We start from the raw sequence: 18917 nt of genomic DNA on the forward strand, positions 1-18917 counted from the left end.
GGACTAGACAATCACAGCGTTTTTCTTTTCTAGTGCTTCCTCTACGTATTTAAATGTAGATAGAACCTCTGGTTTACCATCCACAACAGCAACATCGTGCTCAAAGTGAGCAGATGGCTTCTTATCAGCAGTTACGATTGTCCAACCATCAGTAAGTTGAATGACCCTTCTGGTCCCCATGTTAATCATAGGTTCAATTGCTACAACAAGTCCTTCTTGAATTTTACTTCCTTTTCCTCGCTTTCCAAAGTTTGGAACTTCAGGAGATTCGTGCATTTTTCTCCCTAGTCCGTGCCCAACGAGTTCTCGCACCACTCCATATCCATGACTTTCTGCGTGCTGTTGTATGGCAAAGCTTAGATCTCCGATTCTGTTTCCAGTGATTAATTGTTCAATTCCTTTATCTAAACACTCTTTTGTAACACGCAAAAGCTTTTTGACATCATCATCAATTTCGCCTACAGGAAAAGTATAAGCATGGTCACCATAATATTCATTTTTTAAAACACCAATATCTACTCCAACCACATCACCTTCTTGCAAAGGACGATCTGTTGGGATACCGTGTACTACCTGCTCATTAACTGAAGTAATAATAGATTTTGGATAATCGTAGAGGCCTAGAAATGCTGGGACACCGCCATGGTCTCGAATAAATTCATCAGCAATTTTATCCAGCTCCAATGGAGTAACTCCCGGCTCAATTTTTTCAGCCATGAGACCTAAAGTCTTGGAAACGATGAGAGCACTCTCTCTCATGATCTCGATTTCTTCTGGTGTCTTATACTTTATCATTTGACTGCAAAAATACAAACAAAAAAACCCTGGTTCCTATTTAAGAAACCAGGGTTTTCATTAGAATGTTTTAAGCTTATGACTTCTTAGTCACGCCTTCAAGCACGTCCTTAATTGGCACTCGAACACCATCTTTGTAGGAAACAACCCAAGCGTCTTTAACGCCCATTTCTCTCAAATACTTTTTGAAAGTATCTGCTTCCCAGTAATCTCTGAATACCCCAATGGTGTATTTCTGCAGTCCATTGACGTCTTCAGCACTGAAGTTTGGAGAGTTGTCATATTTCTTGAGGTCTTTTTTCTGGAAGGCTCCAAGCTGTACTTTGAATACGACTCCTTTACTCTCATCGATACCGCTACCAGTATTGCTGGTAGTTACGTTCTCAGCTGGCTTAGCATTTTGCAGTCTTGAAAGCTCTTCTCTTAAATCACCAACCTGAGATTGGTACGTAAGAATTTGCTGATCTTTATCAGCAATTCTGTCATCAATGTTTCCAAGTTCTGTCTTGAGGCTGGTTACTTGCCCTTTAAGGGATTTGTTTTCATCCAGTAGCTGCTTGTATTGCTCCGGCTCAAGTTTTTTAATCCTTTTTTTCCACTCTTTTTTCTCTTTTTTATCCATTTGAGCGTTTGCCTCAAATGCAAAAACACAGCAGAGTGCCAGCGCGATAAGTGATATTGTTTTTTTCATCATCCTGTGAAATTGGTTTTTTACGCAATCTTTAATGTTACTAAAGTACAAAAATCTCTTGATAATGGATAATCAATCAACTTTTTAGCGACCCAATCATATCTTCAGGTTTAACCCATTCCGTGAACTGTTCATCCGTAACAAGTCCAAGTTCGATGGCAGCTTTTCGTAAAGTTGTACCTTCCTTATGTGCTTTTTTAGCAATTTTAGCCGCATTTTCATATCCAATGTGGGTATTCAAGGCTGTCACAAGCATCAATGAGTTTTCCAGTTTTTCTTTGATTACACCCTGATTTGGCTCTATTCCGATGGCGCAGTTATTGTTGAAAGATTCGCACGCATCACCAATTAATCGTGCTGAGTTAAGCAAATTGAAGACCATCATAGGTTTAAACACATTCAGTTCAAAGTGCCCAGTCATACCACCAGTAGAGATCGCCACATCATTTCCGACTACTTGTGCACATACCATAGTTAATGCTTCACATTGTGTTGGATTAACTTTACCTGGCATGATAGATGAACCTGGTTCATTTTCTGGAATGATGATCTCACCTATACCGCTTCGAGGACCAGAACATAGCATTCGAATGTCATTGGCAATTTTCATAAGACTTACAGCAAGTTGCTTTAATGCACCATGGGTTTCTACAATTGCATCATGTGCAGCCAGGGCTTCAAACTTATTCTCAGCTGTTCGCATTGGCATACCGGAATACTTCGATATTTTTTCTGCAACCAATTCAGCATATCCTCCCGGAGTATTTAGCCCCGTTCCAACTGCAGTCCCTCCAAGAGCCAATTCAGATAAATGGTCTAGCGTATTACTCAATGCCTTTAATCCATGGTCTAACTGTGAAACATAGCCTGAAAACTCCTGACCCAAGCTAAGCGGAGTTGCATCCATGAAGTGAGTACGTCCAATTTTTACTACACCTGTAAAAGACTCAGCTTTCTTGTGAAGTGTGTCTCTTAGTTTTTTCACTTTAGGAATAGTATTTTCAACTACCATTTTGTAGCTGGCGATGTGCATAGCCGTAGGAAAAGTGTCGTTTGAGCTTTGGCTTTTGTTTACATCATCATTTGGGTGGATGATTTTTTTATCATCAGAAAGAGAGCCGCCGTTCAATACATGAGCTCGGTTAGCAATTACTTCATTAGCGTTCATGTTAGACTGTGTTCCTGACCCGGTTTGCCACACAACTAGTGGGAATTGATCATCAAGCTTACCTTCCAGAATTTCATCACATACCCTTCCAATCAATTCAGACTTTTCTTTAGCAAGTACGCCCAGGTCCATGTTCGTCTCAGCAGCAGATTTTTTGAGAATGGCGAATGCTTGAATAATTTCAAGTGGCATCTGATTTTTCTCACCACCAATTTTAAAGTTGTCTCTGGATCGCTGAGTTTGTGCACCCCAATATTTTTCGGCAGGTACTTTCACCTCGCCCATAGTATCATGTTCTATTCGGTATTCCATTGGATCAAATTTTTCTTCTTACAAATCTAATAACGTATGGTGCTTTTGGATTTCAATTATGGATGGTTTTTTGTGTAATCAAAATTAGCGGCATACTTTTGTTTAGAATCATTCTAAATAATAAGCTCTTTGGCTACTTCAATTCTCTTAGCTGATTTTCAATATCTGACTCGACAAGGGATCGCTTCTCTTATTAAAGCAATGCCTGGATTCGATTTGGTCAAGATGATTGACTCACCAGATAAATTGGTTGAAGTTGCCATTGATGTCAATCCGGATTTAATTGTTATAGATATATCTGATAAAGACCGAGAACTTCTTCCCAAACTTAGTGAGTTGAGAAAAATGTTGAATTCGAGCTTTCTGGTTATTTCAAACAGCCAGACAAAAGCTTCTATTCAGCAAATGTTGACTATGGGTATAAAAGGGATTCTTACCAAGAATTGCAGTGAAGAAGAAATCATTAATGGTTTGAGGGCCGTGGCCCAGGGCAACAGATTTTTTTGCAACAATATCCTCGACCTTGTTGTCGAAAATCAGGAGGATACAGATGATTGTGAACCCACCAATCTATCACCGAGAGAGTTTGAGGTACTGGAGTTAATCACAAAAAGCAAAACAACTGCTCAGATAGCTGATGAATTGCACCTTAGTGTTCACACGATAAATTCACACAGAAAAAATATCCTCAAGAAATTAAATCTTGGTTCTCCAGCGGAACTAATCGTGTATGCACTTGAGACCGGTCTGGTAAAAAATTAGCCTACTTTGGAATCGCGGTAGGTTTTCTATTCTCATTTATGGCAACAAAGGAGAATTCACCTTCAATTGCCTGCTCTCTTTTTTCTGAATACATCTCCTCGATAAAAATCTGTACGGAAACTTTTAAGCTGGTATTGCCTACTTGTGTCACTCTTCCTATTAACTCCACAATGGTACCTGCCGGAATTGGCTTCTTAAAATCTATTTTACTACTACTTACAGTCACCATTCGCTGTCGGCTAAAACGTGTGGCTGTTATAAACGCCACTTCATCCATGGCGTGCATTGCAGTACCTCCAAACAAGGTGTCGTAATGATTAGTGGTATTAGGAAACACAGCTTTGAATATGCGTGTCTCTGATTTTTCTATTCGTTGATCAAGTGTCATGATTTTCTGATTTCAAAAGGGTAACTGCCAGATGGATGAATTTGTTCTTCTATATGTGATGACTCGCCAGTTCTAGCGAGTAACTCACTACTTCTAGTGATGTTTATAGCGAATGGTAGTGATATAAAATTTCGCCACGCATAGCGATTGTGAGATAAGTGCAGCAAAATCAATTTTGCATTGTTTAGAATGATTCTAAACAGTCAATCAAAACATATTTTTGCAAACCGAAATAACAATGAATAAGATTAAACTAATACTGGCCCTTTTTATAGGGATATCGATATCTCTTGTCAGCTGTGGAGATGATGACGGTGGAACACTATCGATTATTGATCCGGAAACTTATGTTTTCGAGCGAGATGGTGTTTCCACCGTTTCTTTCAGTGGGCAGTCTACTCGAATTTTAATGGCTGAGGAAATTGTCAGTGCTCTTTCTGACAAGACATTGAATGAAGATAACATACATTCAATGTATTCACATGTTGAAGGTGCGAATGACTTTGAAGATGCTACTAACTTTGGACTAAATGCATCAGATAAAAGTGTAAGAAATAAAACGGCTGCTTCTACTGATTTCTTTGCTGCAAACACAACTGATGCAACAGCTATCAAAGAAGACTTTGATTCATGGATTGCCGGTCAGGTAGTCGAGGTTTTCCCCAATTGGGAAACAGAAGCATCTGAAGGTCAGGCGGGATTCATTCAGGAAGCAGGTGGTGGATCTATCAGATATGTGAATGCAAAAGGATTGGAGTACAATCAGATGTTTGGCAAGAGCCTGATTGGGGCGTTGATGGTTGATCAAATTTTAAACAATTATGTAAGCACATTAGTGCTTGATGCAGGGACAAATCAAGAAGATAATAATGCTCAAACTGTTGCTGATGGCAAGAGTTACACCAATATGGAACATAAGTGGGATGAGGCGTATGGTTATGCATATGGCACTGCGGTAAATACGACAACTCCCAATACTACAATTGGTGCTGATGACAGTTTCTTAAATAAATACATTGGTCGCGTAGAAGGAGATGATGATTTTGAAGGAATTGCTGATGATATCTTCAATGCTTTTAAGCTTGGAAGAGCAGCCATTGTAGCCGGAGATTACTCGACTAGAGATGTTCAAGCAGAGATTCTCAGAGAAAAAATTTCAACAATTATAGCAGTTCGAGCTGTTTATTATTTGCAGCAAGGTAAAAACGGGTTAGAGGCAAGTACAGTGGATTATGCGTCTGTCTTTCATGATTTGTCTGAAGGCTATGGATTCATTTATAGCCTCCAGTTCATCAGAATTGCGAATAGCGAACTGCCTTATTTTTCAAGAGCAGAAGTAGAGGATCTGCTAAATGATTTAATAGGTGGGACAAACGGACTATGGGACGTCACTACCACCACTTTGGATGATATCTCAAACGAGATTGCAGCCAAATTCGCCTTTACTGTGGAGCAGGCCGGCAGTTAAAAATTCATGAGCAAAAGGAAGGGATTGAGACATCCCTTCCAGTGTTTAAAAACGGATGAAGAAGATGAGGAAAAATGAACTATTGTTATTGTTTATCACACTTGGCCTGTGCGCAGTGTCGATCAGCTGTTCGGAAGACAATGCGGTAGAATCCAGAGATAATTTTGATAGAGAATCAATGCTTCAGAACTGGGCAGATAATATCATCATGCCTGGTTATATAGCGTATGTTTCGAAGTTGGCGGAATTAAATAACTCAGTGGAGGCATTTACAAATTCGCCATCCATTGAAAACCTATCCGTTGCGAGAGCATCTTGGCTCTCAGCAAATACTGCATGGCAAAAAGTGGCGATGTTTGAGATTGGAAAAGCTGAAGAGCTCAGCTTAATCAACTACACCAATATTTATCCAACAAATACCTCAGACTTAATTCAAACGATAGAATCAGGATCGTATGACTTGACATCTGTAAACAAGCAGGATGAACAAGGATTTCCTGCAATTGAATATCTCATTTATGGAATCAGAAATACAGATCAGGAAATCGTTGACCTGTATTTACAAGAGACTGCTAATCAGCCATATAAAACTTATTTGATCGATCTTGGAGATCGACTTGAATCGATGGCTCAATCTGTTTTGCACGATTGGCAAAATGGCTATCGGGAAACGTTCATAGCTAACTCTGGCTCCGAGTCAACTTCATCAGTAAACAAACTGGTGAATGATTACATCTTTTATTATGAGAAGCATTTGAGAGCTGGTAAGATTGGAATTCCAGCGGGCATCTTTTCCAGTGAAAAGCTGCCAGAAAAAGTAGAAGGATATTATAGTGGTAAATCAAAGGAGTTATTTATTACAGGTCTAGATGCTGTTCAATACTTCTTTAATGGCAAATCTCCAGACTCCAACCTTACTGTAGAAGGAGAAGGACTCAAATCCTATCTTGATTTTGTAAATACTGTGAGTGGGGGAGAAGATTTGGGAGCACTAATCAATGCCCAGTTTGTAAAATCAAAGGAGAAAGCTGAGGCCCTGTCAGAAAACTTCAATACTCAAGTCAAGACTGACAATACCTTGATGCTTGAAACATATGATGAGCTACAGAAAAATGTTGTAAATATGAAGGTAGACATGCTGCAAGGGCTGAATATCCGTGTAGATTTTGTAGATGCTGATGGCGATTGATGCGATTGTTTGATTCACCATATTTTTCGAAGACTTCCAAGGCTGCCCCACTGGCAGTCTTTCGTATTTTCTTTGGGCTAATGATGCTAGTGAGTATCATTCGATTCTGGGTGTACGGTTGGATCAATAAGCTATACATTGAACCCGACTTCTTCTTTCCGTACTATGGCTTTGAATGGGTGCAGCCACTCGGCAACCTCACCTACTTTTTATTCATCATCTGTGGACTTTCAGCATTAGCAGTTGCTATAGGATTTCGCTATCGAATATCCATCATAATGTTCTTTCTCAGCTTCACTTACATCGAGCTGATGGATAAAACCACTTACCTGAACCATTACTATTTTATTAGTATTCTTAGTTTTTTAATGATATTCCTTCCAGCAGAAAAGTATTTTTCCTGTGATGCCGAAAAAGAATCTGGAGGTTTTGTCCCACAATGGAGTATTGATAGTATCAAACTTCTATTATGTATTGTCTATTTCTATGCCGGTTTAGCCAAGCTTAATTCAGATTGGCTGGTGAAAGCCATGCCACTAAAAATATGGCTGCCAGGAAAATATGACGTACCATTTTTAGGTGATTTCCTACATCAGGAATGGGCCATTTACGCGTTCAGCTGGGGGGGAGCAATTTATGATCTCTTTATACCATTTTTACTTCTATGGAAGCGAACTAGGTGGTTGGCATTTGTGTTTGTCGTGGTTTTCCATCTCATTACCCGAATACTGTTTCCGATAGGGATGTTTCCATATATCATGATCGCAAGTGCAATGATTTTCTTCGACCCAAAAGTGCATGAGAAGATCATTGGTAGAATTGAGTCACTCATTCAATTCATATCAACTACCATAAGAAATCTACCTCATTTAGAAAGCAAAACAACCAGTAGGAATGGTTTTCTTCCTTCGGGAGAAATGGCAAATAAGGAGCTGCAAGTCACTCCAAAATGGAAATTGAAATTGTTGACATTTTTCTTCTTGATTCAGCTGCTACTTCCCTGGAGATACCTAACGTATCCCGGAGAATTATTTTGGACCGAAGAAGGGTTTCGATTTTCATGGCGCGTGATGCTGATGGAAAAGACAGGCTATGCAAATTTCAAAATTGTAGATCGAACAAATAATGAGGTTTTCTATATCGAAAACAGTGATTTCCTCACCTCATTTCAGGAAAAACAAATGGCTACTCAGCCTGATTTTATTCTGACTTATGCCCACTACCTATGCGATCATTTCTCAGCTCTGGGAAAAGACGTGGAAGTATATGTAGAAAGCTATGTGGCTTTGAATGGAAGAAAAAGCCAGCCATATATCAATCCGTCTGTGGACTTGTCTAAACTCAACGAATCATTCAAACATAAGACGTGGATATTACCATTTGAAGATGAAATTAAGGGGATATAGCATAGCTGTAATATTGTTCATACTTCTGGCTGCACCAGCAATGGCACAGTATACCTTGTCTGGAAAGATCATTGACGCAGAGACCAATGAGCCAATTACAAATGCAGAAATTTACGATCGGAACAGCAGTCAACTGACGGCTACCAATAACGAAGGGTATTTTGAGTTTAGTAACCTGGCGGAAGGTAAACATCAGGTTGTTATCATGTCACTGGAATATCAGACGATTGAGCAAGAGCTTGAGATCACTGAAAATCGTAATATAATCGTACCGATGGAAGAGTTTCAGCAGGAGCTTTCTGAGGTAGTGATAAGCCAGAAACGTGAAGAAATATTCGCTTTGACGAGGCTACAACCTGTAGAAGGGACCGCAATATATGCCGGGAAGAAAACGGAGGTAGTACTACTAGATCAGATGGTAGGAAATTCAGCAACTAACAATGCCCGACAGATTTACTCGCAAGTAGTTGGCTTAAATATCTATGAAAGCATTGATGCTGGTTTACAGCTCAATGTGGGTGGTCGAGGATTGGATCCTAACCGTACCTCCAATTTCAATACCCGCCAAAATGGTTACGATATCAGCGCCGATGTTTTAGGGTATCCTGAAAGCTATTATACACCTCCATCTGAAGCATTGAGTCAAATTCAGGTAGTCAGAGGAGCAGCTTCCCTTCAGTATGGAACACAGTTTGGCGGTTTGATCAACTTCAAAATGAAACCTCCCTCTGCAAAACCAGCCGAATTCACCACCCGTCAGTCTGTTGGCTCTTTTGGTTTGTTCAATACATTCAACGCTGTGAGTGGGACCGTTGGAAAGCTCTCATACTACACGTATTTGAACTATAAAACCGGTGAGGGTTTCAGACCAAACGCTGGCTTTGAGTCAACTAATTATTTTGTAAGTTTAAGATATGCATTTTCTGAACGAACCTCCGCTACGCTCGAACATACTTCCTTATATTATCTAGCCCAACAGCCCGGAGGATTAACGGATGCTCAGTTCAACGTGAATCTCAATTTCAGCAATCGAACACGCAATTGGTTTGAAGTGAATTGGAAGCTCTATGCACTGAAATTAAAGCACAAACTATCTGCTAGGAGTGATCTTAGTTTTACAGTTTTTGGTTTGAATGCCCAAAGAAATGCAATAGGTTTTAGAGGAGATCCACGAGAGCTCAATGTAAATCCAATTACACAAATAGATGAACAAGAAAGTGGTGGCAGCTATTTCTATTCAAGAGATTTAATCAAAGGGGCATTCAAAAACTGGGGAGCAGAAGCGCGATATCTCACTCGTTATTCTCTTAGAGGAAAGGATGCTGTATTACTGATTGGCACCAAATATTACAGAGCAAAAAATTCAAGTATTCAAGGCCCGGGCAGTAGAAATACAGATGCCAACTTTGATATAACACTAAATGAAAATCCGAATTACATTAACCAATCTGACTTTAAGTTTCCAAATAGAAATTTGGCAGTCTTTGGGGAAAATATTCTATTTATCAATGACCGATTTTCAATTACGCCAGGTTTCAGATTTGAGTACATCAAAACGGGTAGTAGAGGAACATATAATAGAGAAGGAATTGACCTTGCAGGGAATGTGCAGCCCTTAGGGGATACCACGGACAATCGAATGTTTAATCGTTCTTTTCTATTGTTCGGAATAGGCGCCAGTTATGAACCCTCTCAGAATATTGAGATCTATGCCAATCTTTCTCAAAATTATCGGTCTGTTACATTTAGTGATATTCGCGTAACCAACCCAACCTTCATCATTGATCCTGAAATCTCAGACGAGAGAGGATTCACTTTTGATTTTGGGGCCAGAGGAAAGTGGAGAGATCTAATCTCCTATGATATTGGTGGATACGGTATTTTATATGATGATAGAATTGGGATCATTCTGGATGATCGTGCAAACCGAGTACGAGGTAATATTGGAACAGCATTGATTGTGGGGTTTGAGTTCTTTACAGATTGGAATTTGGCTAAAAGCCTTCAGCTACCTTTAGCCAACTATAAATTCAATTGGTTTATAAACGCCGCATTGACAGAATCAACATATCTGGAGTCTGAGGAAAATAATGTTGAAGGCAAGAAAGTGGAGTTCATTCCCCTGGTCAACTTTAAAACAGGTCTTCGATTTGGCTATAAAAACTTGTTGGGTAGTTTTCAGTTCACTCATCTATCAGAGCAATATACGGATGTAGAAAACTCATCTGTTGCTCCTGACACAGATAATCGGAACGGTGTGATTGGCGAAATCCCGGCATACTCGATTTTGGATTTATCGCTTTCATACAGCTACAGGAGTTTTAAGATTGAAACCGGAGTGAACAATTTGCTTGATGAGAAATATTTTACTCGAAGAGCTACTGGATATCCTGGCCCCGGGATTATCCCATCTGAGCCCAGAAACTATTATTTGACCTTACAATTCAAAATCTAATGAGATACTTTATTCTAGTCTTAGTACTTGTTGCCTGCACTTCAAAAGAAAAAAAGGAAGTAAAAGAGTACCCGGTTCTCGAAACTATGGGATACTATCAGCGATTTTCTCAGAAGTTGTGGCTTGCAGGGAAAAATCAAAATTGGGAACTGGCCGATTTCTATACTCACGAATTAGAAGAAGTGACAGAAAATTTAATTGACGGTGATGTCATTCATGACAATTATAATTTGAGTAACCTTTCTGAGGACATATTTCTACCAAAAATCGAGAAAGTGGAGGAAGCGATTAGAAAGAAAGACGAAGTGCTTTTTCTAGAGAATTATGAACTTATGATCGGTTCGTGTAATCTATGTCATAACACCACAAAACATAATTTTATTAAGATTATGGTGCCCAATGATACCACGATTTGGAATCAGGATTTTTAGAGCAATAATTAAATGCCTGTCATTCACAAATGACCTGATAAAAATCATTTAGAATTAGTCTAAATAAGCTTGCTCAAATCACTATTGGGCATTACGTTTGCATTCTATTTAGAATCTATCTAAATAAGGAGAATTGATGAGTAGAGTCCCTGTGCAACTTCCGATTTCTAAGCTTTATGAAGAGCATCTTCAAAAGAAGAAAAAGGGGGGTAAAAAATTGAAAGACGAGTGTTGCTTCAAGTACATGAAGAAAAAAGGGAAATACTGCAAATCATGTCCTACCATACACACAATGTGCCAAAATGCAGGAAGAGATTTATAAAACCAAAAGTGCTTCAATCGCCCAGTGCGAGCTTACGGATAGCTTTCTTCTGACATTTGATCAGGAGGAAATTCAATTCAAGTTGTGCGATCTATTTGCTTTTCGTAAAAAGATAATGGCATTTGATATCATTGAGCTTTTAGAAAGTTCAGCTCCCGATGTAGAAGTTGTACATCTTCCTCACTGTGATCGATTCTTACTACTCAGCCTTCGTGAGATACTGGAATTTAGAGAGCTTCTAAACGGAACCTTCGATACCTTAGCACTTAACAGTGCCATTCAGAAGATTTTGCGCAAAAACGTTTTCAACTTTTGATTGGTGATTTTACAAGCCAATAGAATAGAACTTGACATGAAAGATATTTTAAGAAGACATCACGTACTCAAAGATGAGATTGTCGACATCATCAATCGACAGATAAAAATGGAAGCTCACTCTTCTGCATCTTACCTTGCCATGGCTGCATGGTGTGATGTACGAGGATATGACAACAGTGCTGAATTTTTCTTTCAGCAGTCTGAAGAGGAGCGCAAGCATCAACTAAAACTTTTCCACTACCTGTGTGATATGGAGTGTGACGCAGTTTCTCCAACTGTGGGCGAAAGTCAGCATGATTTTGGTTCATTGAGAGAAGTGTTTGAAAAAGCATTAGAGCATGAAATCGCAGTTTCTGATTCGATACATGAGATCGTTGGCGAGTGCAGAAAGTACAACGATATAGCCACTGAAGAATTTATGCGCTGGTTCGTTCAAGAACAAATCGAAGAAGAGTACATTGCAAGAAGAGCTCTCGAGCTATTTGATGTACTCGGAGAGGATAAGATTGCGCTTGGAATGTTCGAAGAGCGTATTCTGGGGATAGAATACGAAGCAGGGTAATTACCAAAGTAAGATATTCAATGTACGGCTTCTCAATCAGAGGAGCCGTTTTTGTTTACTTACAAAATCCCAAAGTACTACTCCGATACTTACCGAGATGTTTAGTGAATGTTTGGTGCCATATTGTGGTATTTCTAAAACAACGTCTGCTGTTTCCACCGCCTGATCATTAACACCAAATACCTCATTGCCAAAAATAAAGGCGTACTTTGAGTCTTTCTTAAGTTGAAAGTCAAGAAGTGAAGTGCTTTCATCCGCCTGTTCTACGACAATAATTTGATAACCCATTTTTTTCAACCCATCAATACACGCTGCAATGTTTTCTTTATACTCCCATACCACAGAATCTTGGGCACCTAGAGCAGTCTTATTTATTTCACGATGTGGAGGTTGTGCGGTTATGCCACACAAGTAAATCTTTTCCAGACAAAAAGCATCAGAAGTTCGAAATGCAGAACCCACATTCATGGCACTTCGCACGTCATCCAGCACCAAAACCGCTGGTAATTTTTCAGCTACTTTAAATTCTTCCGGTGATAGCCGGTTGAGCTCCTCGTTCTTAATTTTCCGCATCAATTATTCGAGTTAATATTGCAATCTAATAGGCAAAATTAAACCGAACTATCTGCATGGCAGGCACCAAGACCAAGGCGAAAGAAACCCCACTCATGAAGCAGTACAATGCGATCAAAAGCAGGTACCCGGGTGCGTTGCTTTTGTTTAGGGTTGGCGATTTCTATGAAACCTTTGGTGAGGATGCAGTCAAGGCAAGCAGAACCTTGGATATTGTGCTTACGAAGCGAGCCAATGGTTCTCAAAAAGAAATGGAATTGGCAGGTTTCCCTCATCACGCGATGGATACGTACCTACCTAAGCTCGTACGTGCCGGATACAGAGTAGCCATCTGTGATCAACTTGAAGATCCAAAGTCAGTAAAGGGAATTGTAAAACGTGGGGTTACTGAGCTGGTTACTCCCGGTTTATCCTTAAACGATAATGTGCTCGATCAGCGCAAAAACAACTTCCTCGCTTCGATCTACTTCGATAAGGATAAGTGTGGTGTAGCATTCCTTGATCTTTCTACTGGCGAGTTTATGGTTTCTGCTGGTACCGAGGATTACGTAGATAAACTAATTCGCGGCTTTCAGCCATCTGAGATCATTTATCCCAAGCAAAATCGGGATTTGTACGGGAGCAGATATGGTGAGCACTTCTCTTCTTTTCCACTGGAAGAATGGATATTCAGCAAGGATTATGGCTACGAAAAGCTTACGGGACATTTCAATGTTCCTAATCTGAAAGGATACGGAATTGAAGAACTCACAGAAGGTGTTCTTGCTGCTGGTGCCATTCTCTATTATTTGGATGAAACGGAGCATAAAGAAACCAATCACATCAAATCTATCTCCCGAATTGATGAAAATAAATACGTATGGCTTGATCGCTTCACTATACGAAATCTGGAGCTGATTCAAGCTGCTCAACCAGATGGAATATCATTAATAGATACCATCAATCACACACTTACCCCAATGGGTGGTAGGCTGCTCAGGAAATGGATGGTTTTGCCATTAAAAAGCAAACCAGAAATAGACCAACGACTGGATATAGTGGAGACTTTGGCAGATGATGAAGAACTTCAGTCAGCGCTTTGCGAGCACCTGGAAAAAATCGGAGATCTGGAGCGATTAGTCGGAAAAGTGGCTACAAGTAGAGTCAATCCGAGAGAGTTAATTCAACTTAAAAAGAGTTTAACTCAGATTCAACCGATAAGGGAATTATTGAATGTCAAAGAAGCATTCAATGCATTTCATGATCTTTTAAACCCTTGTGATAAGCTGATCGAAAAGCTGGCCAATATGCTGAAAGAAGATGCTCCACTACAGCTGCATCAGGGAGGGGTGATTGAAACTGGTGTGAATGCTGATTTGGATGAATTGAGAGCAATTTCTACCACCGGGAAAGATTTTCTAGCAGGAATCAGAGAGCGTGAAATCGAACGAACGGGTATTACTTCACTGAAGATCGCCTACAATAAAGTGTTTGGTTACTACCTGGAAGTCTCGAATGCTCACAAGGATAAAGTGCCGGAAGAGTGGATCCGAAAGCAAACACTGGTTAATGCCGAACGATACATTACCGAGGAGCTAAAGCAGTATGAAGAAAAGATTCTCAATGCAGAATCCCAGATTGCGGTCTTAGAACAAAAATTGTATGGTGAGCTTGTTGCTTTCGCTCATACCTATATAGATGCCATTCAGCAAAATGCAAAAGTGATCGCACAATTGGATTGCCTTTCATGCTTTGCGCAGCAAGCACAAGCTTATCATTATTGTAGACCTAATATCTCTGAAGAAAAAATCATTGACATAAAAGAAGGTCGGCATCCAGTTATTGAGAGAAATTTGGTCCAGGGAGAAGATTATATTTCGAACGACCTCTACCTCGACAATGATTCACAACAGGTGATGATTATTACTGGACCTAATATGGCTGGTAAGTCTGCCTTATTACGTCAAACAGCTTTGATTACACTTATGGCGCAGATGGGATCCTTTGTTCCAGCAGGGTATGCAAAGATTGGCTTGGTTGACAAGGTCTTTACAAGAGTAGGAGCATCAGACAACCTCTCACGTGGTGAATCTACATTCATGGTGGAGATGACCGAAACCGCCAGTATTCTTAATAACCTGAGCGATCGCTCGCTGGTGCTCATGGATGAGATCGGGCGAGGAACGAGCACATATGATGGAATCTCTATTGCCTGGTCTATCGTGGAGCATCTACACAATCATCCGAAAGCGAAAGCCAAGACGCTTTTTGCCACACACTATCATGAGTTGAATGAGTTAGCCAAGGATTTGCCGCGAGTGAAGAACTTCAATGTATCAGTAAAGGAGCTGGAGAACAAGGTGATTTTTATGCGGAAGCTAGTAGAAGGAGGAAGTGAGCACAGCTTTGGTATTCATGTGGCGCAAATGGCCGGCATGCCCAATGAGATTGTGATTCGGGCAAATGAAATATTAAAGCATCTGGAAAAAGAAAAACTAACAGACTCTGATCGTCAGAAACTAGAAGAACTGCCTACTCAGCAGTTCCAAATGAATTTGTTTGAAGCCGACCCACGAATGGATCGGATGTTAGATATCCTTCGAAATATTGATGTAAACACGACCTCACCTGTGGAGGCTTTATTGAAACTCAATGAATTGAAGGAGATACTAAAAGGTTCTTAAGCAGCAAGCACTTTGTTCTGCATGGAATCAGCTTCCATGATCAGACCGTTTACGTACTGAAGTTGAGCTTCCAATTCAGCGTTGTTGTTCCCCTCGAGAATTCTTACTAAGTGCTTTCTTACTTTCACAGCACATTCTAGTGTCATTTCGATTTCTTCTTTGAACATTTTCTTTAGTTTTTCGTGGTTTGTACTTTCTAGTTCTATATGAACAATACAAATGTGAGAAAAATCAGGGCGTGCAATTCCTCGGTAAATCACGGATTTAATGTAGGTCAAATTACTAGTCAATTTCAGGACTTTTTTACCCCTCGACAAGCAAGAGTCTTTCGTCTATCTCTAAGTGTAGATTGATCGAAACGAGGCGTTTTTGTTTGATAATTCGGAATTTAATTATTTGGTAGAAATAGACTTAAAACGGATTGTTAGCTGGCAACTAGCTTTTTACATGGCAGATAATATATTCAGCCGGTCAATTTTGTCTTAGATATAGTTGCAATTATTAGAGCTTCATATAAATTTGCATTCCTTTTCAAAGGAGAAGCAAGCACAGCTTGGCTTTTAAAAGCGAGAGTAGCTCAGCTGGTAGAGCACAACCTTGCCAAGGTTGGGGTCGCGGGTTCGAATCCCGTCTCCCGCTCAGAGACAATGTCATGCCGCACTAGATGCGGCATCTTTGTTTTAGAAAAACTACCTGCCTCGGTGGTGGAATTGGTAGACACGCAGGACTTAAAATCCTGTGACCATTGCGGTCGTATGGGTTCAAGTCCCATCCGAGGTACAGAACGGGAGACATTAATTTTTTTGTCTCCCTTTTTATTTTTCATACCTTCTAACTTTTTGATTTTAAGATAAATAGCTTGAAACCCTTTCTTGAATTTAGGGGTTCGATACTTTTCATTCTCAAATACCAGTTTCTCTTCTAATATCGAACTCAAAAGTTTCTGCTTTGTCTGGATTGAGCTTTTTTCATAGAGCTCAACAATGTTTTTTAGAAGAAAGACACCAAACTTTACAAAATCTCTTGTATCCTTTTTATGCCCTCTCATTCTGTCTTTCTCCAACTGAAGTTCTCCCAATTTTTCAGCGATCTTGGCTTTAGCCTCTTTAAAATCCTCATCATCAATAACACCACCTAATAGCTTATCTGTTAAAACTGATTTCAGTCCAATGTTCCTTTCTATTTCTTTATCCACCTTTATTAACTGGGCATGAACGCTCTGTTTATCGGTTTGATATCTCTCTTCAAGGATTAGCTCGAACAAATCGCAAACTTCTGCAGGAGCCTGGAGGTCACTTAGAATATCTTCTAGTTTGCTATGAGCTTCCTTTAACTTAAATCGCTCATTACAACCCTTTCTTGGGTTGCAATGATAGTAGTAATGTTTTGCTCCGGTTTTACTTTTAGATCCACTTCCGGTTAGGTTACCTCCACATTTAGAGCATTTTAGAAACCCCCTTAGCGGCAGACAGGGATTGAGTTTTTTTGGTTTTTGTTTGTGCCTCCTTCTTTGCCCCAATTGATATTGAACCTTGTTGAAAATACCTATTGTCACAATTTCATTGTGAAGTCCATTTACCAATGTTTCAGGTTCATTCTTATATACAGGAACTCTTATCTGTCCTACGTATAACATATTTGTGAGCATTCGACTAAGTGTACTCTTGGTTAAATCAAGAGGTTTGTATTTTGGAGATTTTAAAAGCTCATTTTGAGAAATAGTTCCTCTTGAAAAATCTTCAAACAATTGGGTAATCAAAGGAGCTAACTCAGGGTGTGGTTCTATGGTGACTTTGCCTAATTCATCTCTTGCCCTTATGTAGCCTTTGGGTGGCCGGTGAATCCATCTACCGTCTAAAAGCGCTCTTCTGTTACCCTCACTTACTTTATCGCTCTTAACCCTATTTTCAGTCTCTGGCATGCCCAGATAAATTAGGAGCATTAACAAATGGCTTGGGTTATCATGCTCTATCCATTGCTCAATTGAGTTGATCTCTATCCCAAAGGATTTGAACGTTGCTATTACCCCTAAACCTTCATGGACGTTTCTGGAGAACCTATCCCATCTATGTACCAATAAGTAATCAATATTATTTTTATTGGCTTTGGCGTGTGATTCAAGTTTCTTGAATTTTGGTCGATCAAATGTCTTGGCAGAAAAATCCTCTTCAAATTCGGAATTAATATTAATTGAGTTTTTCTCACAAAATTCTTCAAGTCTAGCTTTTTGATCACTTAAACTATGACCATGATCTTTTTGATCGGTTGTACTAACACGACGATAAAGAATTGCCGTTTTTCCTTCAAGATTCTTCATCATCAAGCTTATTTATCTCTAACATTAAATCTGCCATTTGGTACAAGAAGTCACGAATTAATGCCACTTCTTTCTGCTTATATTTTTTACCTTTTTTATTTAGTATCTCTTCACATTTTTTAGTTGAGAGCATTTAAACATATCAATGCACATATCCTTTAGTATTTCCATTTGAACATGTCAATTTCAACTGCCTTTATTGGGGGCATCCCTTTTCTTATTTCTTTACTTTCTTCTTTTCAAATAGTTTATAAATGACTTGACTGGGTGTTTTTAGTTGGTGATAATCAGCGTACTCCAATTTTCTGAACAAGGGCTCTAACTCAGCTTTTGAAGTCTTATTGAACTGTTTATTCAATAGATATTCCTTCCCCTTAGTTTTAATGGAAAGAGAATGAACATCTTCAAAATCAAGAGCTTGACGGACTTCTTTTTCAATCGGATTTAAGGAATAGTTCAGGTAGTCTGTTTCTATATCCCCCAATTTGAATTTATCCTTAACAAGGGAATTTAAGTCAATTGAGATGTAGTCTTCTATTATTGATCCAAAATGCCTTGACGTATCGATTGCATTCTGTCTAGCCAAAAACGCTTCTCCAGAATCAAATACCATAAGGGTCACTGGTTCTTTAGAAGTCAAAACATAGATTATGTAGAAGTCGAGAAATGGAAACTTAGATTGTTGATCTTTTGATGAATGTTGATCAAAATACTCTTTTACCTTCTTGATCTTATTTAGTTCTAACCCAAATTCACGGAGCTTCATGATAATCGAAAGCCATATAATTTCCGATAGACTTATTGCTACCCATCCTTTTCCCGATGGCCTATCATCATCCATTAATCCAACTTCAACCCAGTGGCCATAAACCCTCGATGATACTCCTACTTTTGATATTCGATGTCTTTTATCATTTAAGGCAGCCTTCAACTCTAACTCTCTACCAAGAAAGTAGCCAGTAAAGTTTAGAGCCAACCATTCTGTATCTAGTATGTAATTCCCTTGCTTTTCCAAGTTGCTATAAATGTTACTAACACTAAACGTAACATTAATGTTACGTTTGTAAAATTAGTATTCAATTCACTCATTTCCAATT

General features: G+C 39.3%; 18 protein-coding genes and 2 tRNA genes. 12 read left to right on the forward strand and 8 right to left on the reverse strand.

The window, feature by feature from the left end; translation table 11 throughout:
* Positions 1-3 precede the first annotated feature (3 nt).
* The 3 genes from map to fumC all read right to left on the reverse strand — a co-directional run bounded on the left by map (position 4) and on the right by fumC (position 2966).
* Complete coding sequence (map, locus tag ABJG98_RS12495) at positions 4-795, reverse strand: type I methionyl aminopeptidase (RefSeq protein ID WP_348279858.1); 792 nt, start codon at positions 793-795, stop codon at positions 4-6.
* 76 nt (positions 796-871) lie between these two features.
* Complete coding sequence (locus tag ABJG98_RS12500) at positions 872-1486, reverse strand: Ezrin/radixin/moesin family protein (protein ID WP_348279859.1); 615 nt, start codon at positions 1484-1486, stop codon at positions 872-874.
* A 76-nt stretch (positions 1487-1562) separates the two neighbouring features.
* A complete protein-coding gene (gene fumC, locus ABJG98_RS12505) occupies positions 1563-2966 on the reverse strand; it encodes a class II fumarate hydratase (protein ID WP_348279860.1) in 1404 nt (467 codons plus the stop codon).
* 129 nt (positions 2967-3095) lie between these two features.
* On the opposite strand from fumC, the gene ABJG98_RS12510 reads away from it, so the two are divergent.
* Positions 3096-3728, forward strand: a complete 633-nt coding sequence (locus ABJG98_RS12510; protein WP_348279861.1) for a response regulator transcription factor — start codon at positions 3096-3098, stop codon at positions 3726-3728.
* Between the two features lies 1 nt (position 3729).
* Here the strand turns inward: ABJG98_RS12510 and ABJG98_RS12515 are convergent, their stop codons facing one another.
* Positions 3730-4116, reverse strand: coding sequence for an acyl-CoA thioesterase (locus ABJG98_RS12515; RefSeq protein ID WP_348279862.1), 387 nt, complete (start codon positions 4114-4116; stop codon positions 3730-3732).
* A 238-nt stretch (positions 4117-4354) separates the two neighbouring features.
* Between ABJG98_RS12515 and ABJG98_RS12520 the strand changes: the two genes are divergently transcribed.
* The 8 genes from ABJG98_RS12520 (at position 4355) to ABJG98_RS12555 (ending at position 12267) form a co-directional block, all read left to right on the forward strand.
* A complete protein-coding gene (locus ABJG98_RS12520; RefSeq protein WP_348279863.1) occupies positions 4355-5584 on the forward strand; it encodes a DUF4856 domain-containing protein in 1230 nt (409 codons plus the stop codon).
* Positions 5585-5648: 64 nt separating this feature from the next.
* Positions 5649-6773 carry an imelysin family protein gene (locus ABJG98_RS12525; RefSeq protein WP_348279864.1) on the forward strand — a complete coding sequence of 375 codons (1125 nt, stop codon included), beginning with the start codon at positions 5649-5651 and terminating at the stop codon, positions 6771-6773.
* Positions 6773-8179, forward strand: coding sequence for an HTTM domain-containing protein (locus ABJG98_RS12530; protein ID WP_348279865.1), 1407 nt, complete (start codon positions 6773-6775; stop codon positions 8177-8179). The genes ABJG98_RS12525 and ABJG98_RS12530 overlap by 1 nt, the downstream gene beginning before the upstream one ends.
* Positions 8160-10634 (forward strand): TonB-dependent receptor, encoded by a 2475-nt coding sequence (locus ABJG98_RS12535; RefSeq protein ID WP_348279866.1) that lies wholly within the window; start codon positions 8160-8162, stop codon positions 10632-10634. The genes ABJG98_RS12530 and ABJG98_RS12535 overlap by 20 nt, the downstream gene beginning before the upstream one ends.
* Positions 10634-11065 (forward strand): hypothetical protein, encoded by a 432-nt coding sequence (locus ABJG98_RS12540; protein ID WP_348279867.1) that lies wholly within the window; start codon positions 10634-10636, stop codon positions 11063-11065. Before ABJG98_RS12535 ends, ABJG98_RS12540 begins: the two co-directional genes overlap by 1 nt.
* A 136-nt stretch (positions 11066-11201) precedes the next feature.
* Positions 11202-11387, forward strand: a complete 186-nt coding sequence (locus ABJG98_RS12545) for a hypothetical protein (protein WP_348279868.1) — start codon at positions 11202-11204, stop codon at positions 11385-11387.
* The gene (locus ABJG98_RS12550) at positions 11368-11703 is read left to right on the forward strand and encodes a hypothetical protein (RefSeq protein ID WP_348279869.1); all 336 of its coding nucleotides are present in this window, start codon (positions 11368-11370) and stop codon (positions 11701-11703) included. The genes ABJG98_RS12545 and ABJG98_RS12550 overlap by 20 nt, the downstream gene beginning before the upstream one ends.
* Positions 11704-11739: 36 nt before the next feature.
* On the forward strand, positions 11740-12267 hold the full coding sequence (locus ABJG98_RS12555) for a ferritin (protein ID WP_348279870.1): 528 nt from the start codon (positions 11740-11742) through the stop codon (positions 12265-12267).
* A gap of 36 nt (positions 12268-12303) precedes the next feature.
* Here the strand turns inward: ABJG98_RS12555 and ABJG98_RS12560 are convergent, their stop codons facing one another.
* Complete coding sequence (locus tag ABJG98_RS12560; protein WP_348279871.1) at positions 12304-12840, reverse strand: TrmH family RNA methyltransferase; 537 nt, start codon at positions 12838-12840, stop codon at positions 12304-12306.
* A gap of 56 nt (positions 12841-12896) precedes the next feature.
* Between ABJG98_RS12560 and mutS the strand changes: the two genes are divergently transcribed.
* Positions 12897-15503 (forward strand): DNA mismatch repair protein MutS, encoded by a 2607-nt coding sequence (gene mutS / locus ABJG98_RS12565; RefSeq protein WP_348279872.1) that lies wholly within the window; start codon positions 12897-12899, stop codon positions 15501-15503.
* On the opposite strand, the gene ABJG98_RS12570 is transcribed toward mutS, so the two are convergent.
* Complete coding sequence (locus ABJG98_RS12570) at positions 15500-15670, reverse strand: hypothetical protein (RefSeq protein WP_348279873.1); 171 nt, start codon at positions 15668-15670, stop codon at positions 15500-15502. The two genes, mutS and ABJG98_RS12570, sit on opposite strands and share 4 nt — an antisense overlap.
* 399 nt (positions 15671-16069) lie before the next feature.
* Between ABJG98_RS12570 and ABJG98_RS12575 the strand changes: the two genes are divergently transcribed.
* Together ABJG98_RS12575 and ABJG98_RS12580 are read left to right on the forward strand one after the other, a co-directional pair.
* Positions 16070-16142: transfer RNA gene (locus tag ABJG98_RS12575), tRNA-Gly, on the forward strand.
* Between the two features lie 56 nt (positions 16143-16198).
* A tRNA-Leu gene (locus ABJG98_RS12580) sits at positions 16199-16283 on the forward strand.
* Positions 16284-17806: 1523 nt separating this feature from the next.
* On the opposite strand, the gene ABJG98_RS12585 is transcribed toward ABJG98_RS12580, so the two are convergent.
* Together ABJG98_RS12585 and ABJG98_RS12590 are read right to left on the reverse strand one after the other, a co-directional pair.
* Positions 17807-17953, reverse strand: coding sequence for a hypothetical protein (locus ABJG98_RS12585; protein WP_348279874.1), 147 nt, complete (start codon positions 17951-17953; stop codon positions 17807-17809).
* Between the two features lie 84 nt (positions 17954-18037).
* Entirely contained in the window at positions 18038-18835 is a 798-nt protein-coding gene (locus ABJG98_RS12590) for a hypothetical protein (protein ID WP_348279875.1), read from the reverse strand.
* Positions 18836-18917: the final 82 nt, after the last annotated feature.

Origin of the sequence: Ekhidna sp. (assembly GCF_039960695.1) — a bacterium.
Lineage (GTDB): Bacteria > Bacteroidota > Bacteroidia > Cytophagales > Cyclobacteriaceae > Ekhidna.